25 protein-coding genes are annotated in these 26,505 nt (G+C 74.5%); 3 read left to right on the top strand and 22 right to left on the bottom strand.

What is annotated here, in order from left to right; translation table 11 throughout:
* Positions 1-132: 132 nt before the first annotated feature.
* The 21 genes from E8D37_RS13405 to E8D37_RS13305 all read right to left on the bottom strand — a co-directional run bounded on the left by E8D37_RS13405 (position 133) and on the right by E8D37_RS13305 (position 24,055).
* Positions 133-1,215: an amidohydrolase family protein gene (locus E8D37_RS13405; protein WP_136570276.1), complete on the bottom strand. Its 1,083-nt coding sequence runs from the start codon at positions 1,213-1,215 to the stop codon at positions 133-135.
* 56 nt (positions 1,216-1,271) lie between these two features.
* Entirely contained in the window at positions 1,272-1,643 is a 372-nt protein-coding gene (locus E8D37_RS13400; protein WP_136570275.1) for a hypothetical protein, read from the bottom strand.
* Positions 1,640-3,196, bottom strand: coding sequence for a signal recognition particle protein (gene ffh / locus E8D37_RS13395; protein WP_136570274.1), 1,557 nt, complete (start codon positions 3,194-3,196; stop codon positions 1,640-1,642). The genes E8D37_RS13400 and ffh overlap by 4 nt, the downstream gene beginning before the upstream one ends.
* A 61-nt stretch (positions 3,197-3,257) precedes the next feature.
* Positions 3,258-5,492 carry a [protein-PII] uridylyltransferase gene (locus tag E8D37_RS13390; RefSeq protein WP_136570273.1) on the bottom strand — a complete coding sequence of 745 codons (2,235 nt, stop codon included), beginning with the start codon at positions 5,490-5,492 and terminating at the stop codon, positions 3,258-3,260.
* 121 nt (positions 5,493-5,613) lie between these two features.
* Entirely contained in the window at positions 5,614-5,952 is a 339-nt protein-coding gene (locus E8D37_RS13385) for a P-II family nitrogen regulator (protein ID WP_136570272.1), read from the bottom strand.
* A 191-nt stretch (positions 5,953-6,143) separates the two neighbouring features.
* Positions 6,144-6,482 carry a P-II family nitrogen regulator gene (locus E8D37_RS13380; protein ID WP_136570271.1) on the bottom strand — a complete coding sequence of 113 codons (339 nt, stop codon included), beginning with the start codon at positions 6,480-6,482 and terminating at the stop codon, positions 6,144-6,146.
* A complete protein-coding gene (locus E8D37_RS13375; RefSeq protein WP_240770417.1) occupies positions 6,479-7,756 on the bottom strand; it encodes an ammonium transporter in 1,278 nt (425 codons plus the stop codon). The genes E8D37_RS13380 and E8D37_RS13375 overlap by 4 nt, the downstream gene beginning before the upstream one ends.
* A 225-nt stretch (positions 7,757-7,981) precedes the next feature.
* Positions 7,982-9,145, bottom strand: a complete 1,164-nt coding sequence (gene ftsY, locus E8D37_RS13370) for a signal recognition particle-docking protein FtsY (RefSeq protein WP_136570270.1) — start codon at positions 9,143-9,145, stop codon at positions 7,982-7,984.
* Positions 9,146-9,264: 119 nt separating this feature from the next.
* Entirely contained in the window at positions 9,265-9,540 is a 276-nt protein-coding gene (locus E8D37_RS13365) for a hypothetical protein (RefSeq protein ID WP_136570269.1), read from the bottom strand.
* Between the two features lie 199 nt (positions 9,541-9,739).
* A complete protein-coding gene (smc, locus tag E8D37_RS13360) occupies positions 9,740-13,318 on the bottom strand; it encodes a chromosome segregation protein SMC (RefSeq protein WP_136570268.1) in 3,579 nt (1,192 codons plus the stop codon).
* Between the two features lie 108 nt (positions 13,319-13,426).
* Entirely contained in the window at positions 13,427-14,647 is a 1,221-nt protein-coding gene (locus E8D37_RS13355; protein ID WP_240770458.1) for an MFS transporter, read from the bottom strand.
* A 71-nt stretch (positions 14,648-14,718) separates the two neighbouring features.
* Positions 14,719-14,913: a hypothetical protein gene (locus E8D37_RS13350; RefSeq protein WP_136570266.1), complete on the bottom strand. Its 195-nt coding sequence runs from the start codon at positions 14,911-14,913 to the stop codon at positions 14,719-14,721.
* Positions 14,914-15,061: 148 nt separating this feature from the next.
* Positions 15,062-16,252: a sulfotransferase gene (locus tag E8D37_RS13345; protein WP_136570265.1), complete on the bottom strand. Its 1,191-nt coding sequence runs from the start codon at positions 16,250-16,252 to the stop codon at positions 15,062-15,064.
* Between the two features lie 68 nt (positions 16,253-16,320).
* Positions 16,321-17,184 carry a bifunctional DNA-formamidopyrimidine glycosylase/DNA-(apurinic or apyrimidinic site) lyase gene (gene mutM / locus E8D37_RS13340; RefSeq protein ID WP_136570264.1) on the bottom strand — a complete coding sequence of 288 codons (864 nt, stop codon included), beginning with the start codon at positions 17,182-17,184 and terminating at the stop codon, positions 16,321-16,323.
* Positions 17,185-17,188: 4 nt separating this feature from the next.
* Positions 17,189-18,007, bottom strand: a complete 819-nt coding sequence (gene rnc, locus E8D37_RS13335) for a ribonuclease III (protein WP_240770416.1) — start codon at positions 18,005-18,007, stop codon at positions 17,189-17,191.
* The gene (gene rpmF / locus E8D37_RS13330) at positions 17,928-18,113 is read right to left on the bottom strand and encodes a 50S ribosomal protein L32 (protein WP_136570263.1); all 186 of its coding nucleotides are present in this window, start codon (positions 18,111-18,113) and stop codon (positions 17,928-17,930) included. The genes rnc and rpmF overlap by 80 nt, the downstream gene beginning before the upstream one ends.
* 41 nt (positions 18,114-18,154) lie before the next feature.
* Positions 18,155-18,709, bottom strand: a complete 555-nt coding sequence (locus E8D37_RS13325) for a YceD family protein (protein ID WP_136570533.1) — start codon at positions 18,707-18,709, stop codon at positions 18,155-18,157.
* A 110-nt stretch (positions 18,710-18,819) separates the two neighbouring features.
* The gene (coaD, locus tag E8D37_RS13320) at positions 18,820-19,320 is read right to left on the bottom strand and encodes a pantetheine-phosphate adenylyltransferase (RefSeq protein ID WP_136570262.1); all 501 of its coding nucleotides are present in this window, start codon (positions 19,318-19,320) and stop codon (positions 18,820-18,822) included.
* Positions 19,317-19,937 (bottom strand): 16S rRNA (guanine(966)-N(2))-methyltransferase RsmD, encoded by a 621-nt coding sequence (gene rsmD / locus E8D37_RS13315; RefSeq protein WP_136570261.1) that lies wholly within the window; start codon positions 19,935-19,937, stop codon positions 19,317-19,319. Before rsmD ends, coaD begins: the two co-directional genes overlap by 4 nt.
* 45 nt (positions 19,938-19,982) lie before the next feature.
* The gene (locus E8D37_RS13310) at positions 19,983-22,229 is read right to left on the bottom strand and encodes an ATP-dependent DNA helicase RecG (RefSeq protein WP_136570532.1); all 2,247 of its coding nucleotides are present in this window, start codon (positions 22,227-22,229) and stop codon (positions 19,983-19,985) included.
* Positions 22,230-22,294: 65 nt separating this feature from the next.
* A complete protein-coding gene (locus E8D37_RS13305; RefSeq protein WP_136570260.1) occupies positions 22,295-24,055 on the bottom strand; it encodes a DAK2 domain-containing protein in 1,761 nt (586 codons plus the stop codon).
* Positions 24,056-24,244: 189 nt separating this feature from the next.
* Between E8D37_RS13305 and rpmB the strand changes: the two genes are divergently transcribed.
* Positions 24,245-24,430, top strand: a complete 186-nt coding sequence (rpmB, locus tag E8D37_RS13300; protein WP_136570259.1) for a 50S ribosomal protein L28 — start codon at positions 24,245-24,247, stop codon at positions 24,428-24,430.
* A 127-nt stretch (positions 24,431-24,557) separates the two neighbouring features.
* Here the strand turns inward: rpmB and E8D37_RS13295 are convergent, their stop codons facing one another.
* Complete coding sequence (locus E8D37_RS13295) at positions 24,558-25,544, bottom strand: thiamine-phosphate kinase (protein WP_136570258.1); 987 nt, start codon at positions 25,542-25,544, stop codon at positions 24,558-24,560.
* 139 nt (positions 25,545-25,683) lie between these two features.
* Between E8D37_RS13295 and E8D37_RS13290 the strand changes: the two genes are divergently transcribed.
* A complete protein-coding gene (locus E8D37_RS13290) occupies positions 25,684-25,920 on the top strand; it encodes an Lrp/AsnC ligand binding domain-containing protein (protein WP_136570257.1) in 237 nt (78 codons plus the stop codon).
* Positions 25,921-25,936: 16 nt separating this feature from the next.
* A complete protein-coding gene (locus tag E8D37_RS13285; RefSeq protein ID WP_136570256.1) occupies positions 25,937-26,482 on the top strand; it encodes a DUF3515 family protein in 546 nt (181 codons plus the stop codon).
* Positions 26,483-26,505 lie beyond the last annotated feature (23 nt).

Here is a 26,505-nt window from a genome sequence, read left to right as displayed (position 1 = left end):
TTCCAGGTGGGGATACCGTGGCGAGGGCCCGATGGGCTCTGCCTCGGCGGAGTGAGAGGGTTCCCCCGGGGCAGGACTCAGCCGCCCATGTTGCCATGCGGCCCCGCACCGGGGCCAATCCGCCGGCGCAGGTCAGCCACGGCCCGCGACCACGCGCCCGCGCAGCACCACGCACACCGGCTCGGTGAGGGCCGAGGGGTCGAGCCGCGGGTCGCGGTCGAGCACCAGGAAGTCCGCCTGCGCGCCCTCCTCGACGCCGGCGAAGCCCAGCCACGAGCGCCCCTTCCAGGACGCGGCGGCGACGACGTCCGCGGCCGGCAGGCCCATCCCGACCATGGCGGCGATCTCCTCCCCCAGGTAGCCGTGCCGGCCGGTGCCGCCGCCGTCGGAGCCGACGAACAGGTCGACGCCGGCCTCGTGGGCGGCGAGCAGGACGTCGCGGCGCTGCGCGTACAGCTCGTCCATCGTCGCCGAGTACGCGGGGAACTTGTCGCGGCCCTGCGCGGAGAAGGTCGGGAACTTGCCGGTCTGCAGGACGGTCGGGACCAGGGCCACGCCGGAGGCCGCCATCTGGTCCAGCTGGTCGGTCGAGAGGCCGGTGCCGTGCTCGAGGCAGTCGATCCCGGCGTCCAGGAGGCCCTGGAGCACCTCGCGGCCGAAGCAGTGGGCGGTCACCTTCGCCCCCTCGACGTGGGCGGCCTCGATCGCGGAGGCGAACGTGTCGGGCCCGAAGGACGGCGAGAGGTCACCGGTCTCACGCGAGATCCAGTCCCCCACCAGCTTCACCCAACCGTCGCCCGCGCGGGCCTCGCGGGCCACGGCCGCGGCCAGGTCCTCCGGCTCGACCTCGTGGGCGTAGTGGCGGATGTAGCGCCGGGTGCGCGCCACGTGCCGGCCCGCCCGGACCAGCACCGGCAGGTCCTCGCGGGCCTGCACCCACCGGGTGTCGGCGGGCGAGCCGCAGTCGCGCAGCAGGAGGACGCCGGTGTCGCGGTCGGCGACGGCCTGGGCCTCGATCTCGGCCGGGTCCTCCACGGCGCCGCCGTCCTCGAGGCCGAGGTGGTTGTGGGCGTCGACCAGGCCCGGCACGATCCAGCCTCTCGCCACCACGTCCGCGCCCGGGTGCGGCTCGAACGTCACCCGCCCGTCGACGACGTGGACCTCGCGGCTCTCGCCGTCGGGCAGGACCGGACCGGTGAACCGCATCACGCTCATGGTCCGAACCTAGCGCCGTGGGCCGCCCCTCGGGGGCGCCTCGGCCGGTGCGTCCCTCAGCCGAGCTGGTCGAGGAGCCAGGTCGGCCCCACGACGTCCGCGCCGACGCCGTGCAGGTTCGCGGCCAGCGCCCGGTCCGCGGTCACGGCCAGCACCCGCCGGCCCTTGTCGACGGCCCGCCGGGCCTCCGCCAGGATCGTGGAGTCGCCGTCCTTCGGCGCGTGCACGGTGCGCACGTGCGCGTCCTTGCCCGCCCGGACGCCGGCCTTGGCGCCGCCCTCCAGGACGAGCACGACCTCGTCGCCGGGGACGTCCGCGGTGAGCAGCGCCTCGTGCAGGCGCAGCGCGGCACCCGCCCGGTCCTTCCACCAGCCGTCCGCCCGGGCGCCGACGACGTTGGCGCCGTCGACGACGACGGTCAGGCTCACTTCAAGAACTTGGAGAAGTCGGACGGCAGGTTGAGCTCGGCCGCCGCCTTCTCGTAGTCGATCTCGCCGCCGCCGAACGGGTTGCCCGTCGCGGCCGGGTTGCCGGACTTCTTCGCCGCTGCCTTGGCGGGGTTGCCGGAGCCGCGCTTGGCACCCTTGCCCCGCTTGGGCTGCTGCTTGGCCTTGCCGCGCTTGCCGGCGCCCGGCATGCCCATGCCCGGCATCCCGGGCATGCCCGGCATGCCGCCGCCGCGGGCCATCGACATCATCATCTTGCGGGCCTCGAAGAACCGGTCGACGAGCTGGTTGACGTCGGTGACGGTGCGGCCGCAGCCGGCCGCGATGCGCTTACGACGGGAGCCGTCGATGATCTTGGGGTTCGCGCGCTCGGCCGGGGTCATCGAGTAGATGACGGCCTGGATGCGGTCGATCTCGCGCTCGTCGAAGTTCTCGAGCTGCTCACGGAATTGCCCCATGCCCGGGAGCATCCCCATGATCTTCGACATCGAGCCGAGCTTGCGCAGCTGCTGCATCTGCTCGAGGAAGTCGTCGAGGGTGAACTCGCCGCCCTGGCCGCTGAGCTTCGCCGCGGCCTTGGCCGCCTGCTCGGCGTCGAAGGCCTTCTCCGCCTGCTCGATGAGGGTGAGGACGTCACCCATGTCGAGGATGCGGGAGGCCATCCGGTCGGGGTGGAACAGGTCGAAGTCGCTCGGCTTCTCGCCGTTGGAGGCGAACATGACCGGCTTGCCGGTGAGCGAGACGATCGAGAGCGCGGCACCACCGCGGGCGTCGCCGTCGAGCTTGGTGAGGACGACGCCGTCGTAGCCGACGCCCTCGAGGAACGCCTGGGCGGTCGTGACCGCGTCCTGGCCGATCATCGCGTCGACGACGAAGAGGACCTCGTCGGGGTTGACGGCGGCCCGGATGTCGGCGGCCTGCTGCATCAGCTCCGCGTCGATGCCGAGGCGACCGGCGGTGTCGACGATGACGACGTCGTGCAGCGTCCGCTTGGCCTCCTCGATGGAGGCCTGGGCGACCGCCACGGGGTCGCCGACGCCGTTGCCCGGCTCCGGGGCGAACACCGGCACGCCGACGCGCTGGCCGTTGACCTGGAGCTGGTTGACGGCGTTGGGGCGCTGGAGGTCGCAGGCGACGAGCAGCGGGGTCTTGCCCTGCTCCTTGAGCCACAGCGCGAGCTTGGCCGCCAGCGTGGTCTTGCCGGCGCCCTGGAGGCCCGCGAGCATGATCACGGTCGGGCCGGTCTTGGCGTAGCGCAGGCGGCGGGTCTCGCCACCGAGGATCGTCACCAGCTCGTCGTGGACGATCTTGACGACCTGCTGGGCGGGGTTCAGCGCCCCGCTGACCTCCTCGCCGCGGGCGCGCTCCTTGACCGCGGCCACGAACTCCTTGACCACGGGCAGGGCGACGTCGGCCTCGAGCAGCGCGATGCGGATCTCACGCGCGGTGGCGTCGATGTCGGCCTCGGAGAGCCGACCCTTCCCCCGGAGGTTCTTGAAGGTGTCGGCGAGCCGGTCGGACAGGGTGGCGAACACAGGTGTCCCTCGTGGAGTCGGTGGGTGGTGCGCGCGCCGGAGTCCGGCGCGAGGTCACAGCCTACCGACCCTCGGTGGGTCTGCCGCCCGTGAGGGCCGCACGCACGGCGTGGGCCGCGTCGGCCGCCCGCAGCTCCGAGAGCGCGCCGGCGCCCGCCTCCTGGAGGTAGAACACGTCCACCGCCTGCGGCCCGAGGGTGTCGACGTGGGCGCTGCGCACGTCGATGTCCATGGCGGCCAGCGTCGTGCAGACCAGGTAGACGACGCCCGGCTGGTCGGCGGCCCGCACCTCCAGGACGGTCGAGGTGCGCGAGGCGTCCCCCCGCACCTGGACCGTGGGGGCGAGCCGGGCCGGGTCGTGGATCCGCAGCCGCTCGGAGGGCTCCACGCGCCCCTCGAAGATGGCGGCCAGCTTGCTGCGCAGGAAGCCGACGTCGACGGACTCCTGGCCCAGGTGCCAGTGGGACACGCCCACCCCGTCCTGGTGCCAGACGCGCGCGGAGCGGACCGGGATGCGGTGGAGCGCGAACAGCCCGGCCAGGTCGGCCAGCAGCCCCACCCGGTCGGGGGCCAGGACGTGGACGAGCGAGCCCCCCGCCTCGCCGGCCTCGGCCGTGATCGTGAAGCCGCCCTCGAGGACCTCACGGGGCACGTCGGTGTCGGGCACCTCCGGCGCCGTCGGCATCCGGCCCTCCTCCAGCGCCCGGCCCACCCGCCGGGACAGGTCGAGGACGAGCTGGGAGCGCCACGAGGACCACGCCTGCGGGGAGGCGGCGCTGGCGTCGGCCTGGGTGAGGGCGGTGAGCAGCTCCAGCGCCTCGGGGCTGCCCACGTGCCGCACGACGAGCTCCACGGTCGCCGGGTCGTCGGGGTCGCGCGTGGTGGCGGTCTCGGAGAGGAGGAGGTGCCAGCGCACGAGCTGCGCGATGAGCTCGACCGAGTCGGGCGCGAACCCCATCCGGGTCGCCACCTCGCGGGCCACGGGCTCCCCCGCGACGCTGTGCTCGGTGAGCCCGCCCTTGCCGATGTCGTGCAGCAGCGACGCCACCATGAGGACGTCGGGCCGGCTCACGTGCCGGATCAGCGCCGAGGCCTCGATGCAGGTCTCCACCACGTGCCGGTCGACGGTGAACCGGTGGATGGCCGAGGCGTGCGGGAGCAGCCGGATGCGCTCCCACTCGGGGAGGATCTTGTTCAGGGCGCCGGTCTCCTCGAGCGTCTCCCACACGGGCAGGAGGCTCGGGCCGGCGGCGAGCAGGCGCACCAGCAGCTGGCGGGCCTCGTCGGGCCACGGGTCGGGCAGCGGGGCGGCGTCCCGGGCCAGGCGCCCCGCCGTGGGCGGCGCCAGCAGGACGTCGCGCTCGGCCGCCTCGGCGGCCGCGCGGAGGAGGAGCAGCGGGTCCTTGCGCGGGTCGGCGCCGCGGTCCAGGACGATCTCGGCCCCGGAGAGGGCGACGCCAGGGGCGACCGTGGTCAGCTGCGGCCGGCGCGGGCCGGTGGTGCGGGGCCGTCGCAGGACGTCGTCCACGCGCCGCCAGGTGAGGCGGGACAGGTGGGTGATGCGCCGGCCGATGGCCCGGACGTGGACCTGCGCGCTGCGCGCGTCGGGGAGGTCGAGGCCGGTGGCCAGGTCGCTCCACATCTCCGGGGAGATGCGGTCGACCGCGCGGCCGGCCACCCCGTGCACGAGGTCGCGCACGTCCAGCAGCTGCTGGCGGCTGACCTCGAGCTCGGCGTGCGGCACGTCGACCAGCCAGGTCGCGGTGAGGGCCTTGAGGACGGTGGCGTCGCGCAGGCCGCCCGCCGACTCCTTCACGTCGGGAACCGAGCGGTGGCCGAGCTCGCCCATCAGCTCGTGGCGCTTGCGCACCATCGCAGCGAGGTCGGGGAGGCGGTCGCGGGCGTCGCGCCGCCACTGCGCCAGGACGGCCGTGCGCAGCCGCAGCGTGAGGCTGGGGTCGCCGGCGAGGTGGCGCAGGTCGAGCAGGCCGAGGGCCACCTTGAGGTCGGCCTGCGCGGCCGTCAGCATCTCGGGGAGCAGCCGGACCGAGTGGTCGAGGTTCACCCCCGAGTCCCAGAGCGGGTACCAGACCTGTGAGGCGACCTCGCCCGGGTCGGTGGACTCGTCGTGGACGAGGACGACGTCGAGGTCCGAGAACGGCGCCAGCTCGCGGCGTCCGTAGCCTCCGACCGCCACGAGGGCCATGCCGTGCGGCGTGCCCCCGGACTTCTCGTAGGCGCTCTCGCACAGCGCGTCGGCCTCGGCGGTGCGCCTGGTGCGCTCCTCGGCGGTCATCGGTCCCTTCCGTCGGGGGTGTGGAACGCGCGACGCCCGCCCCGCGAGTGCCCGGCGGTGCCGGGACGCTCGCGGGGGCGGGCGTCAGCGTGGAACATCGAGCGTGGGCTCAGGGGCGGGCTCAGAGAGCGGCGTCGTCCTTGTCGCCGGTGCGCACGCGCACCACCGACTCGAGCGGGCTCACCCACACCTTGCCGTCACCGATGCGACCGGAGGCCGCGCTGGTGACGATCGCCTCGACGACGGGCGTCACGTCCGCGTCGTTGACGGCGATCTCGATGCGGATCTTGGGCACGAGCGCGATGTCGTACTCAGCACCGCGGTAGACCTCGGTGTGGCCCTTCTGACGGCCGTAGCCCGACACCTCGGAGACGGTCATGCCGGTGACACCGACACCCTCCAGGGCGACGCGCACGTCCTCCCACTTGTGCGGCTTGATGACCGCGGTCACGAGCTTCATGGTTTCCCCTCTCGTCCGACTGCTGCCGGTCCGTCGGGAGGCAGCCTCCCGACGTCTGTCACGATCATGCCCGAGTCGGGACCGACCCGGACACCTCCCGCGCCGAGCACGGGTGAGACGGACCGGGCCCGGACCTCCTGCGAGGGCCGGGCCCGGTCTTCGTCACTGGAACGCTGCTGGCGTCCGGGTGCTCAGAGAGCGGCCGCGTCGCGGTCCCCGGTGCGCACGCGCACCACGGACTCGACGGGGCTGACCCAGACTTTGCCGTCACCGATCCGACCGGTCTGGCCGGTCTTCACGATCAGGTTCGCGATGTCGTCGGCGTCGCCGTCCTCGACCACGATCTCGATCCGGATCTTGGGGACGAGGGCCACGTCGTACTCAGCACCGCGGTAGACCTCGGTGTGACCCTTCTGCCGCCCGTAGCCGGAGACCTCGGAGACGGTCATGCCGGTGACGCCGAAGTTCTCCAGCGCCTCGCGGACGTCCTCCCACTTGTGCGGCTTGATGACCGCGGTCACCAGCTTCACGCGTGGCTCCCGTCGACCTTCAGGGTGCTGCCGCCCAGGCCGGGGGCGAGCTCGTAGCCCTGCTCACCGTGCTGGTCGAGGTCGATGCCCTCGACCTCGGCGTCCTCGGTCACGCGCCAGCCCATGGTGAACTTGATCGCGTAGCCGATGATGGCGGTCATGACGGCCGACCAGATGACCGCGATGAGGGCGGCCATGAACTGGTTGCCCAGCGAGCTCAGGCCACCGCCGTAGAGGAGGCCGTCGACGCCGCCGGGGGCGTCGGCGTTGGAGAAGATGCCGATCAGGATGGTGCCGGCGAGACCGCCGACGAGGTGGACGCCCACCACGTCGAGGGAGTCGTCCATGCCGACGACGTACTTGAGGCCGACGGCCCAGGCGCACAGGGCACCGGCGATGAGGCCGATCCAGATGGCGCCACCGATGGTGACGGCGCCACACGCCGGGGTGATGGCGACCAGACCCGCGACGACGCCGGAGGCGGCACCGAGCGAGGTGATCTTGCCGTGCAGGAGGCGCTCGACGATCAGCCAGCCGATCATCGCGGCCATCGTGGCGAGGGTGGTGTTGAGGAAGGTGAAGCCGGTCTCGGTGATGAACTGCTGCACCATCTCGGCCTCGTCGTCGGAGGCGAAGACGATCGAGCCGACGTTGAAGCCGTACCAACCGAACCAGAGCAGGCCGGCGCCGATCATGGTGAGCGGCAGGTTGTGGGGCTTCATCGGCTCCTTGCCGAAGCCGACGCGCTTGCCGATGATGAGCGCGAGCACGAGGCCCGCGACACCGGCGTTGATGTGCACGACGGTACCGCCGGCGTAGTCCTGCGCCGGGAAGTGCGAGGAGATGAAGCCGCCGCCCCACACCATGTGGGCGATCGGGAAGTAGCTCAGGGTGACCCAGAGCGGCATGAAGACGATCCAGGACGAGATCTTCACGCGGTCGGCGATCGCGCCCGAGATCAGGGCGGCGGTGATGATCGCGAAGGTCATCTGGAAGGCCACGGCCACGTAGCCGTCACCGCCGATGCCCTTGAGGAAGAAGATCTCCCCCGGGTTGCCGAAGAAGCCGCCGGCGACGTCCGTGCCGAACGACATCGACCAGCCCCAGAGGACGTAGACGATGCCGACGACGGCGACCGCGAGGTAGCTCATCATCATCATGTTGAGCACGGACTTCGAGCGGGTCATGCCACCGTAGAAAAGCGCGAGCGCCGGGGCGGTCATCATGAGGACCCAGGCAGTCGCCACCAGCATGAAGGCGGAGTAGCCGTCCACCAATACCTCCAGTGAGTCGGAAGGGGGACGGGCTCGAGCGGCTGACTGCACTGTCGATCGCGAACCGGCCCCGGTTCGGACGAAACCTTCGTCACCCCAGATTTCGCGACTCCACCGGGTTTGTTTCACACAGGTAACGAGTTACCTCGTTGTGTTACAAGTGGCTGAACGATCTCAGGTGGACGTGTGGGTCCCCTCATCTGGGGGAAGCGCCGGCGTTCCCCGTCAGCCCAGGAGGGCGTCGACGAAGGCGCCCGCGTCGAACGGGGCCAGGTCGTCGGGCCCCTCGCCGAGGCCCACCAGCTTCACGGGGACGCCGAGCTCGCGCTGCACCGCCACGACGATGCCGCCCTTCGCGGACCCGTCGAGCTTGGTGAGCACGATGCCGGTGACGTCCACGGCCTCCGCGAAGACGCGCGCCTGGACGAGGCCGTTCTGGCCCGTGGTCGCGTCGAGGACGAGCAGCGTCTCGGTCACCGGCGCCTTCTTCTCGACCACCCGCTTGACCTTGCCGAGCTCGTCCATGAGCCCCTTCTTGTTCTGCAGACGGCCGGCCGTGTCCACGAGCACCGTGTCGACGCCCTGCTCGGCGCCGGCGTCGACCGCGCGGTAGGCCACGCTGGCCGGGTCGGCCCCCTCCTCGCCCCGCACGACGGGGACGCCCACCCGGTCGCCCCAGGTCGTGAGCTGCTCGGCCGCGGCCGCACGGAACGTGTCGGCCGCGCCCAGCACCACGGTGCGCTCCTGGGCGACGAGGATGCGGGCGATCTTGCCGACGGTGGTGGTCTTCCCGGCGCCGTTGACGCCGACGACGAGGACGACGCCCGGGGTGTCCCCCGCGCCGGAGACGGCCAGCGACCGGTCGGTGTCGGCGCCGATCAGCGCGACCAGCTCCTCGCGCAGCACCGTCCGCGCGTCGCCGCCGCCCTCGACCCGCAGACGGGTGCGCAGCTTCTCGACGAGCTCGGTGGTCGCCGCGACCCCGATGTCGGCGGTGAGCAGGGTGTCCTCGATCGACTCCCACGTGTCCTCGTCGAGGGAGTCGCGGGAGAGCAGCGCCAGCAGGCCACGGCCGAGCGCGCTCTGCGAGCCGGCCAGGCGCTGGCGCAGGCGGACCAGGCGGGAGGCCGGGGCCTCCGGGCGGTCCAGGGCCGGCTCGGGCTCGGGCTCGGTCTCCGGGGCGACCCCCGGGACGTCCTCGGGCTCGACGGCCTCCGCCTCCGTCGGCTCGACCTCCTCGAGCCCCGCGGGGGGCGGGACCAGCCGCTCGGAGTGGCTCTCGGGCAGCGGCGCCGGCTTGCGGCGGGCGACGACCAGGCCGATGACGAGGCCGATCAGGGCCACGCCGACCACGGCGACGAGGAGGATCAGGAGGGCGAGCGTGCTCATGGCGTCATCCAACCATCAGGGGTGGGCGGGGGTGGAACGCGACAGCGCCGACCGGGGCGGGGGCTTCCCGTCCGGCCGGCGCTGCGGTGCGTGCGTGCTGGGTGCTGCTGGTGCGCTGGTCAGCCCCGCGACGAGACCGCGTGCTCCTGGGCACCCTGCTCGACGTCCGGCTCGACGTCCTGCTGCTCGACGGCGGAGCGGGCCGGTGCGGCGTCCGACTCGTCGTGGAAGACGAGCGGGTCGGCCTCGACGTCGCCGTCGCGCAGCACCGGGACGCGGAAGGCCGCGTCGATGAGGCGCTTGCTGAGGCCGGAGGCCTGCTCGAGCTCACGGCCCTGGTGCGGGTAGGCGACGTAGAACAGGATGCCGACGGCGAGGCACACGATCACGGTCATGGAGACGAGGACGCTGAGCACAGGAGATCACTTCCGAGAGGACGAGCAGGGGGACGCTGTCCCCGAGACTGCCACGCGCCCGCGGTGATCCCCAGATCCGCGAGGGTGGTCCCAGGGGGCCTCGCGCGGCGGGTGCAGCGAACGTCACATTCGTCACATCCGGCCCCGGGGTCCCAGCCCGCCGCGGACGCCGAGGCCGTCAGACCGAGGCGTCCTCACGCAGCCTCTGGCTGATCACCGTGGAGACGCCGTCGCCGCGCATCGTCACCCCGTAGAGGGCGTCGCCGACCTCCATCGTCCGCTTCTGGTGGGTGATGACCAGCAGCTGGGAGGACTCGCGCAGCTCCTCGTAGATCTGGAGCAGCCGACCGAGGTTGGTGTCGTCCAGGGCCGCCTCGACCTCGTCGAGGATGTAGAACGGGGAGGGTCGCGCCTTGAACAGCGCCACGAGGAACGCCACCGCCACGAGCGAGCGCTCGCCGCCGGAGAGCAGCGAGAGTCGCTTGACCTTCTTGCCGGGCGGCCGGGCCTCGACCTCGACCCCGGTGGTGAGCATGTCGGAGGGGTCGGTGAGCACGAGCCGGCCCTCGCCGCCCGGGAAGAGACGGGCGAACGTGGCGTCGAAGGCCTTCTCCACGTCGGCGTAGGCCTCGGTGAAGACCTGCTCGACCCGGGTGTCGACGTCGGCCACGATGTCCAGCAGGTCCTTGCGGGTCTTGCGCAGGTCCTCCAGCTGCTCGACGAGGAACCGGTGCCGCTCCTCCAGGGCGGCGAACTCCTCGAGCGCCAGCGGGTTCACCTTGCCCAGCTGGGCCAGGGCCCGCTCGGCGGAGCGCAGGCGCTTGGCCTGCTCCTCGCGAACGTAGGGGACGGTCTCGGGGGCCGCGTCCTCGTCCGGCTCCTCCCCCGCGGCCGAGCCCTCACCGGGCGCGCGCAGGACGGGGACCGGCTGGTCGGGGCCGTACTCGGCCACGAGCGTGTCCGGCTCGACCCCGAGCTCCTCCACCGCCCGGTTCTCGAGCTGCTCGATGTGCATGCGCTGCTGGGTCCGGGCCAGCTCGTCGCGGTGGGCGCCGGCCACCAGCTCGGCCTGCTGCTGGGTGAGGTCGCGCAGCCGGGCGCGGACCTCGCGCAGCTGCTGCTCGCGGCCGGCCCGGGCCTGCTCGATGCCGCTGCGGCGGGCGGCGGCGGTCTCCACCGACCGCTCGAGCGCGAGCAGCACCCAGCCGACACCGGCCAGCACGCCCTCGGCCGCACGGGCCTCCCGGCGCAGCCGCTCCCGACGCTCCGCGGCGCGAGCGCGGGCGTCGCGCTCCTTGGCCGCGGCACGCCGCAGGCCGTCGGCACGGCCGTGGACGGCGCGGGCCCGCTCCTCCGCGGTGCGCAGCGCCAGGCGGGCGTCCATCTCGACCTGGCGCGCCTCGCGGGCCGCCTCGGCGAGACGCTCCTGCTCCCCGGTGTCAGGCTCCTCCTCGGGGACGTCCTCCGCGGCCGCCAGCCGCTGCTCGAGGTCGGCCAGGCCGGCGACCGCCTGCTCGCGGGCCTCCTCGGCCCGGGTCACCGACTGCGCCAGCCGCTCGGCCTCGCCCTGGGCGGCGCGGATGGCCGAGCCGTGCTGGGCGAGCTGCTCGGCCACCGCCGCCAGCCGGGCGTCGGACTCGTGCAGCCGGTCCAGGGCGACGTCCACCCGCTGCTGGAGGTCGTGGCGCTGCGCCTCGAGCCGGCTGGTCTCGAACGTGGCCCGCTCCCCCGCGGCGACCGCCTCCGCCAGCCGCGCGGCGGTCTCCTCGACCGCCGCCGCGATCTCGAGCAGGCTCGGCCCGCCGGTGGAGCCACCGGCGCCGAGGTGGCCGGCGAGGAGGTCTCCCTCGCGGGTGGCCACGACGAGGCCGGGGTGCTCGGCCACCAGGTCACGGGCGGTACCCAGGTCGGGGGCCACGACGGTGCCGCCCAGCAGGCGCTCCACCGCCGGGCGCAGGTCGTCGGGGCACGTGACCACGGACAGCGCGGGGACTGCCGCGGCGGGCAGGTCGGGCAGGGGCGGGGCCTCGGCGGCGGGGGCGCCCGCCAGGACCAGGGTCGCCCGCCCGTGGTCGCCGGCGACGAGGTGGGCCAGCGCCGCCAGCGCCGCGTCGGTGCCGCTCACCGCGACGGCCTCGGCGGCCGCGCCGAGGGCGGCGGCGACGGCCGCCTCGTGGCCGGGCGCCACGTCCAGCAGGTCCACCAGGGTGCCGAGGACGCCCTGGGGGCCGTCCGGGGCCACGAGGGCGCCCGAGCCGTCCTTGCGCGCCAGGCTCAGCTCGAGGGCGTCCTTGCGGGCGGCGAGGGTGTGCTTGTCGCGGTCCGCCGCGCGCAGGCGCTCGGCCACCCCCGCCAGCTGCTCGGTGACCTCGTCGAGGGCGGCGACCGCCTCCTCGTGCTCGGCGTCCAGCCCCTCCTCGCCGGCGTCGAGGCCGGCGACCTGGGACTCCAGGGAGTGGAAGTCGCGCTGGGCGGCCTCGGCACGGCGCAGGGCTTCGGCCCGGGCCTGCCCGAGGCGGGCGACCTCCTCGTCGGCGCCGGCGGCGCGGGAGCGCAGGGCGTTGACCTGACCGGTGAGCCGCGCGAGGCCCTCGCGGCGGTCCGCGGCCGCGCGGACGAGGGCGGCCACGCGGCGCTGCTCCGCGCCGGCCGCGTCCTCGGCCGCCCGGCGGGCGGTGAGCGCGTCCTCGAGCCCCGCGCGCAGCCGCTCGACCTCCGCGGCGGCCTCCCGCTCGCGCTCCTCGGCCGTGACGGCCTCGGCCTCGAGCTCCTCGGGGTCCCGCCCGCGGGAGGGCTCGTCGTCGCCGGCGCCGGCCGCGTTGCGCAGCCGCTCGCGGGCCAGGGACTCCGTGCCGCGCAGGCGCTCGCGCAGGCCGGAGAGGTCGAACCACGTCTGCTGGGCCGCGGAGAGGGCGGGGAGGTCCTCCCGCAGCGCTTCCTCGACCAGCGCCTCCTGCTCGCGCCCGGCCTCGAGGTCGTGGTCGACCTGGGCCCGCCGCTGGGCGATGACCGACTCGTCCGCCAGCTCCTTCTCCAGCACGGCCCGGGCCCTGCCCAGGTCGTCCGCCAGGAGGCGCGCCTTCGCGTCGCGCACCTCGGCCTGGACCGTGGCGGCCCGGCGCGCCGCCTCGGCCTGGCGGCCCAGCGGCTTGAGCTGCCGACGGATCTCGGAGATCAGGTCGCCGAGGCGGTTGAGGTTGCCCTCGCACGCGTCCAGCTTCCGCAGCGCCTTCTCCTTGCGCTTGCGGTGCTTGAGGACGCCGGCGGCCTCCTCGATGAACCCGCGACGGTCCTCGGGGGTGGCGTGGAGGATCGTGTCCAGCTGGCCCTGGCCGACGATGACGTGCATCTCGCGGCCGATGCCGGAGTCGCTCAGCAGCTCCTGGACGTCGAGCAGCCGGCACGCCGTCCCGTTGATGGCGTACTCGGAGCCGCCGGAGCGGAACATCGTCCGGCTGATCGTCACCTCGGTGTACTCGATCGGCAGCGCGCCGTCGGTGTTGTCGATGGTGAGCACGACCTCGGCCCGGCCGAGCGGCGGCCGTCCCGACGTGCCGGCGAAGATGACGTCCTCCATCTTGCCGCCGCGCAGCGACTTGGCTCCCTGCTCCCCCATCACCCAGGCCAGCGCGTCGACCACGTTGGACTTGCCGGAGCCGTTGGGGCCGACGATGCAGGTGATGCCCGGCTCCAGCTGCAGCGTCGTGGAGGACGCGAACGACTTGAAGCCCCTGAGGGTCAGGCTCTTGAGGTACAAGCCGGGGCTCCTGGGTCGGGTCGGGGGCGGGCGTGGGGGCCATCATGCCGCGTGGCCGGGCCCCACGGGCGCGTGACTCCCGTTCCGGCCCCGGACCCCGGCCCTCGTCTACCCCCCGACGACCTCCGGGCCGACGCGCTCCCCGTGGTCGATGTGCCGCAGCTGCGGCCAGATGGCGACGACGAAGACGGCCGAGCCCACACCGGCGAACCAGAAGGGGGCGGTCACGCCGTGCGCCGAGGCAAGCACCCCACCCAGGACGGACCCCACGACCAGTCCCGCGAAGCAGCCGACGCTGTTGACGGCGTTGACCCGACCCTGGAGCGCGGTGGGGACGGCGCGCTGGCGCACCGTCATCGAGGTGGTCCCCCAGACGAACGCGTGAGCACCGAAGACGAAGAAGACCGGCAGGGCCACCCACGCCGACGTCGTCGCGGCGAGGACGAGGTGGGTGAGGGTCTCGATCACCAGGCCGATGCGCATGAGCGAGGCCAGGGAGAGGACCGCCGTGAGCCGGCCGTAGGCGAGGGTGCCGGCCAGTCCCCCGAGCGCCCCGACGGTCGTGACGGTGCCGTACCCGACCTCGCCGAGCCCGAGCCGCTGGGTGGCGTAGAGGACGAGCACGGACCAGGCCGCCCCGAAGGTGAGGTTGAAGACCAGGAGGGTCAGGACGAGGGTCCGGACCGCGGCGTGGTGCAGCGTCCAGGTGAAGCCCTCGGCGACGTCGCGGCCGACCTGGCCGAGGGCGGTGCGCCACCCGCTCGACCGGGCGGGGCCCGCGGCCTCACGCGTGGTCGCGGGCAGGGCGACGCGCAGGAGCGTCGCGGCACCGGCGGCCACCAGGACCGCCTGCGCGGCGAACGGCACGTGGGCCCCCAGCACGAACAGGGCGGCGCCCAGCGGCGGGCCGGCCAGCTGGTTCAGCGTCACGTAGCCGACCATCAGCCGCCCGTTGGCCAGCGCCAGGTCGTCGCGCGCCACCAGCATGGGCGTCATCGCGCCCGAGGCGCTGTCCGCCACGGTCTCCGCGGAGGCGAGAAGGAACAGGCACACGAGCACCCCGGCCACCGGCGCGGAGTCCAGCAGGACGGCCAGGGCCAGGAGCGCCAGGACGCCGACGCGGACCGTGTTGACGGCCAGCGAGAGCCGACGGCGGTCGAGGCGGTCGGTGAGGACGCCCGCGGGCAGGGCCAGCAGCAGCGGCGCGAGCCACTGGACGCCGGCCGCGGCGGAGATCCAGAAGGGGTCGCTCGTCTGCCGAGCGACGAGCAGGGGGGCCGCGGCGAGGGCGAGCCCGTCCCCGAGGTTGGTGGTCCAGGCGCTGAGCAGGAGGTAGCGGTAGGACCTACCGAGACGTGCAGGAACGGCCGCCTCGAGGAGGCGGCCGTGGGTCAGTCCGCTCAGGCGGGCTGCATCTCCTGCATGGCGGCCTCGAGCTGCTCGGTGTGAGCGGCGACGAGGCGGTCGTTCTCGGCGGTGAGCCGGGCGACGAGCGCCTCGAGGTCGGCGACGCGGCCACGCAGGCGCGCGTTGTCGGACACCAGGCGGGCGTCACGCAGGTCGCTGTTCATGTAGCCGATCAGCGCCTTGGCCATGGGCTTGACCTTCCGGAGAGGGCGGACGACCCGTTGTCGGGCCGTCGTCAAGACTCCCACTCCGAAGGGGGCCGGTCAAACCCGCGCGCCATACCATCCCCGGTTTCGGCGACGTTTCGCCCCCAGGTCACCTCACGGTCACCTGACGTCACAGCGCGGCGGCCCGCCCGGGCTCCTGCGGCACCGCCGGGAGGGTGTCCTCCCCCGGCCCCTGCGAACGCAGGACCGCGATCTGCTCCAGCAGGTCCGCGAGGACCGCCGGCAGCCCCTGGAGCATCTCGGCGTCGGTCACGTCGTCGGGCGAGCCGACGGCCGCGATCCCCGACGACGAGGACAGGTCCGCGAGGTCGCCGACGACGTCGTAGCCCTCCGCCTCGATCCGCGCCACCCACCGGTCGACCACCGCGTCCAGGGCCTCCGCCACGTGGAGCGGGACCTCCGGCCGACGCCCCCCGATCGCGGCCAGCTGCGTCTGGGCGAACCCCCGCTTGACCACGTGCGAGTAGTGCGGCTGCCCGATCCGCCCGTCGAGGGCCTCGTTGACCCGCCGCAGCAGGGCGATCTGCCCGACGCCGAGGGACGAGTTCGTCCGCGGGACCTCGTCGACGCGGACGCTCGAGGGGTCGAGGCCGACGACCGAGGCGAACCGCTCCCACAGCACGGAGGGGGACGCACCGGCGGGTGGCACCGTCACCAGGTGCAACCGCTCCGGGGGGACCGCGACCCGCCAGCGGTCCAGCACCGAGTCCAGGTCCTGTGCCCGCCAGAAGCCCCGGCCGTCGCCGACCGTGTACCCGCCGGCCCCGCCTCGCAGCAGCCGGGCCTCCCGCTCCTCGGCGAGCGTCGTGCTGCCGTCCTCGCCGGCCAGGAAGCGGTCGAGGACGCGGTGCTCGAACTCCTCGAAGCTCCAGGAGCGACCGTTCTTGACCTGCTCCTGCCAGTAGGCGACCGCCTGTCGCGCCAGGTCCCGCATCGTCACGACCACGTGCAGCTCGAAGGCGTCGGTCGCGGCGACGATCGCGGCGACCTGCTGCGGCGTCGCGCCGGCGTAGAGCTCGTGGGAGATCACGGCCGCGACGGACGCCTTCCGGGCGTCCCGCAGCAGGCGGGCGAACGTGCCCTGTACCCCCCTCGGCCCGTCGACGGGGAAGCCCCATCGCGCGTGCTGGCCCCGGACCTCCACGGCGGCCCTGAACATCGACTCGCGCCCCGCGTACGGGTAGACGACGCCGGTCGCGCGCAGGTCGGGACGGTGCCGCGCCAGCACGGCCTGCAGGTAGGTCGTCCCGCTCTTGGGGAGTCCTACGTGGAGGTAGAGGGGCAGCGCGCCGGAGCCCATGTCGGCAACCTAGGACGGCCTCTCAGGGCTGCCAAGGGCACACGGGCACCGTCCCGCGAGGACTCGCGTCACGCCGTGCGTCTGGCCCGGGGCGCGGGCTGGCAGGCGGGGCAGAAGAAGGACGACCGGTTCATGAACCCCACGCGGCGCACCGGGGTGCCGCACCGGCGGCACGGCTCGCCCTCGCGGCCGTAGGCGTTGAGCGAGCGGTCGAAGTAGCCCGACTCCCCGTTCACGTTCACGTACAGGGCGTCGAACGACGTCCCGCCCTGGGCGAGCGCGTCGTTCATGACGTCGCGGGCGTGGCCGAGCAGCTCGACCACCTGGCCGCGGGTCAACCGGTCCCCCGGCCGCTCGCCGTGCACGCGGGCCCGCCAGAGGGCCTCGTCCGCGTAGATGTTGCCGACCCCGGAGACGAGGGTCTGGTCGAGCAGCTGGCGCTTGATCGCGACGCCGCGGCGCCGCACCCGGGCGACGAAGGCGTCGTCGTCGAACGCGGGGTCGAGCGGGTCGCGGGCGATGTGGGCGATCTCCGGCGGGAGCTCCGCGCCGCCGGCCGAGACCAGCAGCCCGCCGAACATCCGCTGGTCGACGAAGCGGAGCTCGCGGCCGTGGTCGAGCCCGGCGAGGGCCAGCCGGACCCGGAGGTGCCGCTCGCGAGCGGCGTCCGGCGGCTGCACCAGCAGCTGCCCGCTCATGCCGAGGTGGGCGAGCAGCGCGTCGCCGTCGTCGAGGCCCAGCCAGAGGTACTTGCCGCGGCGACGGGCGGAGACGAGACGACGCCCCGCCAGGGCGGCCGCGAACCCCTCGGGGCCTCGCGGGTCACGACGGACGGGGCGTTCGTGGAGCACCTCCACCGCGGTGACGGTGCCACCGAGGACGTGGCGCTCGAGGCCGGCGCGGACGACCTCGACCTCGGGGAGCTCGGGCACGCCGTCAGGCGCTCTCGGCCCCGTCGCCCTGCGCGGAGAGGGCAGCCTCGATCTCGGTGTAGGCGGTCTGGGCGGCGGCCTGCTCGGCCTCCTTCTTCGACCGGCCCTGACCGTCGCCGTAGAGACGGTCGCCGACCCGCACCTGGGCGCGGAAGGACTTCATGTGGTCGGGGCCGGAGTCCTCGATGACGTACTCCGGGACCCCGAGCTCGCGCTCCGCGGCCAGCTCCTGGAGGGAGGTCTTCCAGTCGAGACCGGCGCCCAGGGCGGACGCCTTCTCCAGCAGCGGGTCGAAGAGCAGGTGCACGACCACCGCGGACGACTCGAAGCCGCCCGAGAGGTGCACGGCACCGATCACGGCCTCGACCGTGTCGGAGAGGATCGAGGACTTCTCGCGGCCCCCGGTCGTCTCCTCGCCCCGGCCCAGCTTGATGTGGGGTCCGAGGTCGATGTCCCGCGCGACGCCGGCGAGGGCACGCGCGTTGACCACCGCGGCCCGCAGCTTCGCCAGGCGACCCTCCGAGAGGTCCGGATGGGTCCGGTAGAGGGTCTCGGTCACGACGACGCCGAGCACCGAGTCGCCCAGGAACTCCAGGCGCTCGTTGGTCGGCAGGCCGCCGTTCTCGTAGGCGAAGCTGCGGTGGGTGAGAGCGCGCTCGAGCAGCTGGGGGTCCAGTGACGGATTCCCCAGCGCTGCCCGCAGCGCGGTGTGGTCCAGCTCCTCGGTCAGGACGCGACCTAGGTCAGAGGACCTGGCGGCGAGCGCCGCGGGCGCCGTACTGACCGCACTCGCCGCACGCGCGGTGCGGGAGGTGCTTGGCACCGCAGGCGGGGTTCGCGCAGGTCACCAGGGTCGGGGCGCTGGCCTTCCAGGCCGAGCGACGGTGCCGGGTGTTGCTGCGCGACATCTTCCGCTTCGGGACTGCCACTGTTGTCTCCTCGTCGTTGCCGGTGCGGTCTCCCGCTCCGGTCAGGTGTTCTCGTCCAGGTCCTGCTTGAGGCCGGTCAGGCCCGCCCATCGCGGGTCGATCGGGTCCTCGTGCCCGTGGTCCGGCTCGTCGGCCAGCCGTACCCCGCACTCGGGGCAGAGGCCTTCGCAGTCCTCCGAGCACAAGGGTTGGAACGGTAGTGCAAGCACGACCGCGTCCCGTAACTGAGGCTCCAGGTCGAGCAGGTCGCCCTCGAGCCGGCTGACGTCGTCGTCCTCGTCGTGGGGGGTCCGGTGCTCGTCGTAGACGTACAGCTCCTGGAAGCCGGTGTCGATCTCGTCGTCGATCGGCTCCAGGCACCGTGCGCACTCGCCGTCGAGGGAGGCTCGCACCTCACCCGTGACCAGAACCCCCTCCATGACCGCCTCGAGACGCAGGTCCAGCTGGACCGGCGACCCCTCGGGGACACGGAGGACTTCGATGCCGAGATCTGTCGGGGCCGGCACCGTCAGCGACACCTCACGCTGGGACCCCGGGCGGCGGCCGAGCTCGTGAGTGTCGAGCACGAGCGGCGCTCTCGGGTCCAGGCTGGTCAGGAGTTCACTTTCGGTTTCCGGGCACGACAGATCGCTGAGAATCGTAGCCGTGGGCGGGTGCGCCACCAAACTGCTGCGTCCCGGGGCGTGCCCGGACACCGATGGCGGGCTCAGCCGCCCTGCTGCTCCCGACGCTCGGCGAGCCGTCGGGCCAGGGCGTCGTGGACGAAGTCCGGCAGGAACGGGGAGGCGTCACCGCCCAGGGCTGCGACCTCCTTGACCAGCGAGGAGGACACGAAGGCGTGCTCTGGGCTCGTGGGCAGGAAGAGCGTCGTGACCCCCGAGAGGCGGGTGTTCATGTGCGCCATCGGCAGCTCGTACTCGTAGTCCTGCGCGGTGCGCAGTCCCTTCACCACGGCGCCGGCCCCGATCTCGGTGCAGAAGTCGGTGACCAGGCCCGAGAAGCCGCGCACCCGCACGCCCGGCAGGTGCCCGCAGGCCCGCTCGAGCAGCGCGATCCGCTCCTCGGCGGAGAAGAGCCGGTTCTTGGAGGCGTTGACCCCCACGGCCACCACCACGTCCTCGAAGAGGGCCGCGGCCCGCTCGACGACGTCGAGGTGCCCCAGCGTCACCGGGTCGAACGACCCCGGCACGACCACGGTGCGCGTCACTGCTCCCCCTCCACTGCTGCCTCCGCTGCGGCCTCCCCTGCTGCCTGGCCCGCCCCCGGCCAGTCGGCGGCCCACAGGGCGGTCTCACCGTACGTGCGGGCGCGTCGCGGGGCGAAGCCTTCCGGCCAGGTCGGCGAGGCCGAGCGGGCGGAGCGCTCCACGACGACCAGCGCGTCGTCCGCGAGCCAGCCGGGCACCGCCAGGGCGGCGAGGTCCGCTGCCACGGCGTCGTCGGCCAGCGGGTAGGGCGGGTCGGAGAGCACCAGGTCGAAGGGCTCGGCGGGCGGCGGGCCGGCCAGGAACGTCCGCACGGTGCCGGACACCACGCGCGCGGGCCCCAGCCCCAGGTCCCGGGAGTTGCGGACGACGAGCGCGGCGGTGCGCTTGTCGTGCTCGACCAGCGTCGCGGCGGCCGCGCCCCGCGAGAGCGCCTCGAGCCCGAGCGCCCCGGTGCCGGCGTAGAGGTCGAGCACCCGCAGGCCGTCGAAGGAGCCGGCCCAGGCCTGGACCGCGGAGAACAGCGCCTCCCGGACCCGGTCGCTGGTGGGCCGGGTGGCGCTGCCCCGGGGCGTGGCCAGCGAGCGGCCGCCCGCGCGGCCGGCGATGATCCGGGTCATGGCCCCCGATCGTAGGGCGGCGGGCCAGGGCGCGACGCCGGCCCCTCAGGAGCGGTCGACGAACGCCGCGGCCGCGGTGCGCTCCAGGTCCGTCACCCGCTCGGCCAGCAGCGGCGCCGCGGCGAGGTCCGGCGAGGCGTCCAGGAGGCTCGTGGCGACCTCCCGGGCCGCCACGATCGTCTCCTCGTCCCGGAGCACCCGCAGCGTCTGGAGGCTGGAGCGCAGGCCCGACTGGCTCGCCCCCAGCACGTCGCCCTCGCGCCGCAGCTCGAGGTCGACCCGGGAGAGCTCGAAGCCGTCGCTGGTGGAGGCGACGGCGTCCAGCCGCTCGCGCGCCGGGGAGAGCGCCTCGGCGTGCGTGACGAGCAGGCACAGCCCGGGCAGCCCGCCACGACCGACGCGACCCCGGAGCTGGTGCAGCTGGGAGATGCCGAAGCGGTCGGCGTCGAGCAGGATCATCGTCGTGGCGTTCGCGACGTCCACGCCGACCTCGATCACGGTGGTGGAGACGAGGACGTCGACCTCGCCGGCGGCGAACGCGCGCATCGTGGCGTCCTTCTCGTCGGCGGCCATCCGGCCGTGCAACGGCCGCACGCGCAGGCCGGCCAGCGGACCGCCGGCGAGCTCCGCCACGACCTCCTCGACCGCCGCCAGCGGCCGCTTGGCCGCCTCCTGGTCGGCGGGCTCCTCGGCCCGGGTGGGGGCGTCGGCGGGGGCGTCGGCGGGGTCGGCGGGCTCGTCCTCGTCCCCGCTGATCCGCGGGCAGACGACGTAGACCTGGTGGCCCTTGCCGACCTCCTCCCGGGCGCGCGCCCAGATCCGTTCGGCCCAGTGCGGGGCCTCGGCGAGGGGCACCACGGTCGACTGGATGGGCGCGCGGCCGGCGGGCAGCTCGTCGAGGACGGAGGTCTCGAGGTCGCCGAAGACGGTCATGGCCACCGTCCGCGGGATCGGGGTGGCCGTCATGACCAGGACGTGCGGGGGCACCCCGTCGGCCTTGTCCGCGAGGGCGGCGCGCTGCTCGACGCCGAAGCGGTGCTGCTCGTCGACGACCACGAGGCCGAGGTCGGCCAGCTGGACGGTGTCCTGGAGCAGGGCGTGCGTGCCCACCACGATCCCGGACTCCCCCGAGGCCAGCCGCAGCAGCGGCTCGGTGCGCTGCGTGCGGGTCATGGAGCCGGTGAGGAGCTCCACGCGCGTCGCCTCGTCGGCACCGCCGAGCATCCCGCCGGCGGCGAGGTCGCCCAGCATGGCCACGAGGCTGCGGTGGTGCTGCTGGGCGAGGACCTCCGTGGGGGCGAGCAGCGCCGCCTGGCCGCCGGAGTCGACGACCCGGAGCATGGCGCGCAGGGCCACCAGCGTCTTGCCGGAGCCGACCTCGCCCTGGAGGAGCCGGTTCATCGGCCGGTCGCGCGCCAGGTCGGCGAAGATCTCCTCCCCCACCCGCACCTGCCCCGCGGTGAGGGTGAACGGCAGCCGGGCGTCGAACGCGGCCAGCAGCCCTCCGCCACCGGTGCGCGGACGCGCGCCCTGCGCGGCGGCGGCGCGGCGGCGCCGGCCGAGCACCAGCTGCGTCACGAGGGCCTCGTCGAAGGCCAGCCGCTTGCGGGCCCGGGTGACCTGGGCGAAGTCGTCGGGCGCGTGGATCCAGGCGAGCGCCTGGCGCAGGTCGACGAGGCCCTGCTGCTCGCGCACGTCGGCGGGCAGCGGGTCGGGCAGGTCGTCGAGGACGGTGAGCGCGAACGCGACGGCCCGCTGGAGGTCCCACGACTCCACGCCCTTGGTGAGCGGGTAGATCGGGTAGAGGTCGCCGAGGTTCTCGAGCGCGAGCTGGGCGGCGTCCTCGCCGGGGGTGCCCATGAGCACCATCTGCGGGTTGGTGAGCTGCCACTGGCCGTTGAACCGGCTGGCCTTGCCCTGGAAGATCCCGCGGCGGCCCGGCGGCAGCCGACGCGCCTGGTAGGCGGCGACGCCACCGCTCTTGGCGAAGAACGTCATCCGCAGGTCGGGGCCGCCCGTGGCCAGCGTGACCTCGAGCCGGAACGCCGGCCGCCCGGTGCGCCGGTCGGTGTACTTCCGCTCACGCGACTCCGCGACCTTCCCCACGACCGTGAGCACCTCGCCCTCCGTGAGGGCGTCGAGCTCGGTGAGCTCCCCGGTGCGCACGTAGCGGCGGGGGTGGTGGGCGAGAAGGTCCCCCACCGTCCGGATGCCGAGGCCCTCGACGATCCGCTTGCGCTTGGCGCCCGCCTCCCCCAGGACGGTCTCGACCGGCGAGTCCAGGGTGATCACGGCTGCGGCCTCCTCGTGCCGGTGCGGCTGGTGCGGCTGGTGCGGCTGGTGCGGGACAGCGTCGCTCACTCCACCGACAGCAGCAGCGGGTAGCGCTCCTGGCCACCGTCGTACACGACGACCTCGACCACCGGGTGGTGGCGCTCCGCCCAGGCCGCCACCCGCGCGGCGGCCCCGTCGGTGTCCTCGGCGCCCGCGACGACGGTGAGCAGCTCGCCGCCGCCGGCGAGCAGCCGCTGGACGACCTCGACCGCGACCGTGTCCAGGTCGTCGCCGACCACGGCGAAGTCGCCCGCGACGACGCCCAGCACGTCGCCGGGCGTGCACGGCCCGGCCATGGTCATGGCGGGGCGGGCCGCCACGGTGACGGCGCCGTCGCGGACCTGCCGCGCGGTCGCGGTCATCTCGCGCACGTCGGAGTCGAACCCGCGGTGCGGGTCGTGCACGGCCAGCGCGGCCAGCCCCTGCACCTGGGCGCGGGTCGGCACGACGGCGACGCGGACGCCCGTGTCGTCCTGCGCCGTGGAGGCCGCCACCTCGGCGGAGCGCACGACGTCACCGGAGTTGGTGAGCACGACGACCTCGTCGGTGCCCGCGGCCAGGATCGCCTCGAGCAGCTCCCCGGTGGACGGCAGCCGCCCCGGGCCGCCCCGCACGACGACCGCGCCGGCCTCGACGAACAGCGCGTCCAGACCGGGCCCGGCGGAGACGACCACGACCGTGCGGCCGCGGGCGCGACCGGGCGTCCCGAGCGGGACGGTCGGCTCGGGCGGGGCCGCGGCGCGCCCGACGCCGCTCACCGCCACGTCCGCCAGGTGCGGGTGCACGCCGGCGTGGTCGTGCCCGTGCCGGGCGTGGTGACGGTGGACGTCCTCGGCGAGGTGGGTGACCCGGATGCGGTGCGGGCGACCCGCCTCCATGCCGGCCTCGATCGCCGCCCCCGCGTCGTCCACGTGGACGTGGACGTTCCAGAGCCGGTCCTCGCCGACGACCACGAGCGAGTCGCCGAGGGCGTCGAGCCGGGCCCGCAGGGCGGGCAGGCGCTCGGCGTCCGCCTCCAGCAGGTACATGACCTCGAAGGCCGGGGACGGGTGGGCCTCGCCGCCCTCCCCCTCCTCCACGCCGGGTCGCGCCACGCGGGCCGACGGGTCGGGCTCGACCCGGGAGACCACCGGCTCGGGCCGGTGACCGGTGAGCAGGGAGGTCGCGGCGTCCAGGACGGCGGTCAGGCCGCGTCCACCCGCGTCCACGACCCCGGCGGCGGCCAGCGTCGGCAGCTGGCCGGGGGTGGCGGCCAGCGCGGTGCGCGCGGCCGTCGAGGCGGCCACCAGGACGTCGCGGACCCGTGCGTCGGCGGCGTCGGCCGCCTCCTGGGCGGCCTCCGCCGCGGCGCGGGCCACCGAGAGGATCGTGCCCTCGACCGGGGAGCCCACGGCCTCCCACGCCGCACGGGCAGCGGCGGTGATGGCGTCGGCCAGCACCGTGGCGTGCCGGCGACCCGGCTCCGCGGCGGCGACGTGCACGGCGATCGCGCGGAGCATCTCGGAGAAGATGACCCCCGAGTTGCCGCGGGCCCCCAGCAGCGCGCCGCGGCCGAGCGCGGCGAGCGCCGCGCCGGGCTCCTCCGCCCCCTCGGCGAGGTGCTCGACGAAGGAGTCGCGGCCGGAGCACAGCGTCAGGTACATGTTGGTGCCGGTGTCGCCGTCGGGCACCGGGTAGACGTTGAGGTCGTCGACCTCCTCGCGCACCTGGGCCAGCGCGTCCGTCGCAGCGTCCACGAACCGCTGCACGACGGCGAGGTCGACGCTGGTCGGTGCGGTGGTCACGGCGGCGAGCCTAGTGGCGCCGACCGCGATTCGTCCGGACCGCCCCGCCTCGGCTACTCTCTTGTGGTTGCCCCGGCCGGACCGGTGCGCCCCCGCCAGGGGAGGCACTCGTCACGGAAGGGCCCGACATCGTCGACCTCGTGTCGAACATCGTACGTAATCCCCGATCCCGATCCACAGGAGTTCACGGTGGCTGCCGTCTGTGACATCTGCGCCAAGAAGCCGACCTTCGGCAACAACCGGCCGTGGTCCCGCAAGATCACGAAGCGTCGCTTCGACCCCAACATCCAGCGCGTGCGTGCCACCGTCAACGGCACCCCCAAGCGCCTCAACGTCTGCACCGGCTGCCTCAAGGCCGGCAAGGTCTCCCGCTGACCCAGCGGTCCTGACGTACCGGCTGCGGCCGTCGCCCCTCGGGGCGGCGGCCGCTGCTGCTTTTCGGTGACGCCGCGCCCCTGTGCCCGGGCAGGGGCGGGTGCAGGGGGCGGAACGGGGTCCGGGGTCAGAAGTGGGTCCAGCCGGTCGCGCCCTCCCACGGCCCGCCGTCGACGGTGACGCCGCTGCCCTCCGCGACGGTGCCGATCTCGCGGAAGCCCGCGGGCAGGTCGGCGCCGGCGGGGAACGTGGCCAGCAGCGCGTGGTCGTCGCCGCCGCCCAGGACGAGCTGGAGCGGGTCGCTGCCCAGCGCCGCGCCGACCGCGGCGACCGGCTCGGCCACCTCGAGGGCGTCCGTGCGCACGTCGATGGCCACACCACTGGCCTCGGCCAGGTGCCCCGCCTCGGCCAGCAGGCCGTCCGAGACGTCGATGAGCGAGGTGGCCCCGCCCTCGGCCGCCGCCGGGCCGGCCGCGTAGGGCGGCTCGGGGTGCCGGTAGGCCTCGACCACCGCGCGCGGCGACCGGAACCCCCGGGCCAGGACGGCGAGGCCGGCGGCCGCCCAGCCCTGGCGACCGGCCAGGGCGAGCACGTCGCCCGGGCGGGCGCCGGAGCGCAGGACCGGCGCCACCGTGCACGTGCCGAGCACCGTCACGGAGATGACGACCTGGTCGGCGCGCGTGACGTCGCCGCCGACGATGCTCGCACCCACGAGGCGGCACTCCTCGGCGAAGCCCCGGGCCAGGTCGAGCGCCCACGCCAGCGGCAGGTCCGCCGGGGCGGCCAGGCCCACCGTGAGCGAGTGGGCGCGACCGCCCATGGCGTTGACGTCGGAGATGTTCTGCGCGGCGGCCCGCCGGCCGACGTCGGCGCCGTCGCACCACTCGCGTCGGAAGTGCCGGCCCTCCACCATGAGGTCGGTCGAGACGACCACGTGGCCCTTGCGGATGCGCAGCAGCGCCGCGTCGTCGCCGGGCCCCACGAGCACGTGCTCGCCCATCTCGAACAGGTCGACCATGCGCGAGATGAGGCCGAACTCGCCGGCGTCGGCGACGGTCGCGTCGCCGGGGAGCGGCTGGTGGCCGGGGAGGGACCGGGGGTGGGACGACGCCATGGCCCCATCCCACCAGACGGGCCCGGGCGACGCCGTGCCCGCCCCGCGCACGGACCGGGAGGATAGGGTGCCCCCCGGCGACGGAGCCCCTCCCGAGCCCGCGGCAACGGCGCCGCGCACCCGCTGCGAGGAGACCCCCATGGGCGTGCAGGCCTACATCCTGATCCAGACCGACGTCGGCAAGGCCGCGGAGGTGGCCACCGCCATCGGTCAGCTCCAGGGCGTCACCCTCGCCGAGGACGTCACCGGCCCCTACGACGTCATCGTGCGCGCCGAGGCCGCCAACGTCGACGAGCTGGGCCGGCTGGTCGTCTCCCGCGTGCAGGGCCTGCCGGGCATCACCCGGACGCTCACCTGCCCCGTCGTCCACATCTGAAGGAGCCCGGTCGAGAGTGCCCCCGAGAGTCACCGCCGCACCGGTGCGCCCCCGCCGCGCGCTCGCCGCGCGGGTCGCCGCCGCCGTCCTCGCCCTCCCGCTGGCGCTGACCGGCTGCACCGCGGAGGACGCCACCACGACGGCCACCGACGTGCCCGGTCGGGTCGACCTCTCCCCCGCCGCGCAGCAGCGCTGCGACGACCTGCTCACCGGGCTCGGTGACGAGCTCGGCGGGCTGGCCCTGGACGGGGACGTGGACCTCGACGCCGGCACCGCCACCTTCGGCGAGGACGACCCGGTGACGGTCGTCTGCGGCACCGCCGCGCCCGACGAGCTCGCGCTGACGTCCTCGTGCCAGGACGTGCGGGGGGTCGGCTGGTTCATCCCGGACGAGCAGCTCGCCGACTCCTCCGTGGACGCCGTGGCCACCGCCGTCGGCTTCCGGCCGCGCCTGTCCGTGGTCGTCCCGGCCGCCCGCCGCGGCTCGGACTCGCTCGCCGTCCTCTCGGCGCTGGCCGGGCCCGTCAAGCGCGAGCTCCGGCTGGTCCACCGCTGCAAGTGAGGCGCCCGCGGGTGCCGCGGGGG

The sequence above is a fragment of the Nocardioides sp. GY 10127 genome, from assembly GCF_004919085.1.
Lineage (GTDB): Bacteria > Actinomycetota > Actinomycetes > Propionibacteriales > Nocardioidaceae > Nocardioides.
The sequence above is the reverse complement of the archived record's forward strand: the minus strand, read 5'-3'. Positions and strand labels throughout refer to the sequence as shown.

What these genes read in the sequence shown, in the direction of transcription:
- rsmD (WP_136570261.1), bottom strand. Translation starts at nt 19,937, where the DNA reads ATGACCCGGATCATCGCCGGCCGCGCGGGCGGCCGCTCGCTGGCCACG.
- E8D37_RS13385 (WP_136570272.1), bottom strand. Translation starts at nt 5,952, where the DNA reads ATGAAGCTCGTGACCGCGGTCATCAAGCCGCACAAGTGGGAGGACGTG.
- ftsY (WP_136570270.1), bottom strand. Translation starts at nt 9,145, where the DNA reads ATGAGCACGCTCGCCCTCCTGATCCTCCTCGTCGCCGTGGTCGGCGTG.
- E8D37_RS13405 (WP_136570276.1), bottom strand. Translation starts at nt 1,215, where the DNA reads ATGAGCGTGATGCGGTTCACCGGTCCGGTCCTGCCCGACGGCGAGAGC.
- E8D37_RS13365 (WP_136570269.1), bottom strand. Translation starts at nt 9,540, where the DNA reads ATGACCGTGATCGTGTGCCTCGCCGTCGGCATCCTGTTCTACGTCGCC.
- E8D37_RS13345 (WP_136570265.1), bottom strand. Translation starts at nt 16,252, where the DNA reads ATGGGCTCCGGCGCGCTGCCCCTCTACCTCCACGTAGGACTCCCCAAG.
- E8D37_RS13390 (WP_136570273.1), bottom strand. Translation starts at nt 5,492, where the DNA reads ATGACCGCCGAGGAGCGCACCAGGCGCACCGCCGAGGCCGACGCGCTG.
- E8D37_RS13290 (WP_136570257.1), top strand. Translation starts at nt 25,684, where the DNA reads ATGGGCGTGCAGGCCTACATCCTGATCCAGACCGACGTCGGCAAGGCC.
- E8D37_RS13350 (WP_136570266.1), bottom strand. Translation starts at nt 14,913, where the DNA reads ATGGCCAAGGCGCTGATCGGCTACATGAACAGCGACCTGCGTGACGCC.
- E8D37_RS13295 (WP_136570258.1), bottom strand. Translation starts at nt 25,544, where the DNA reads ATGGCGTCGTCCCACCCCCGGTCCCTCCCCGGCCACCAGCCGCTCCCC.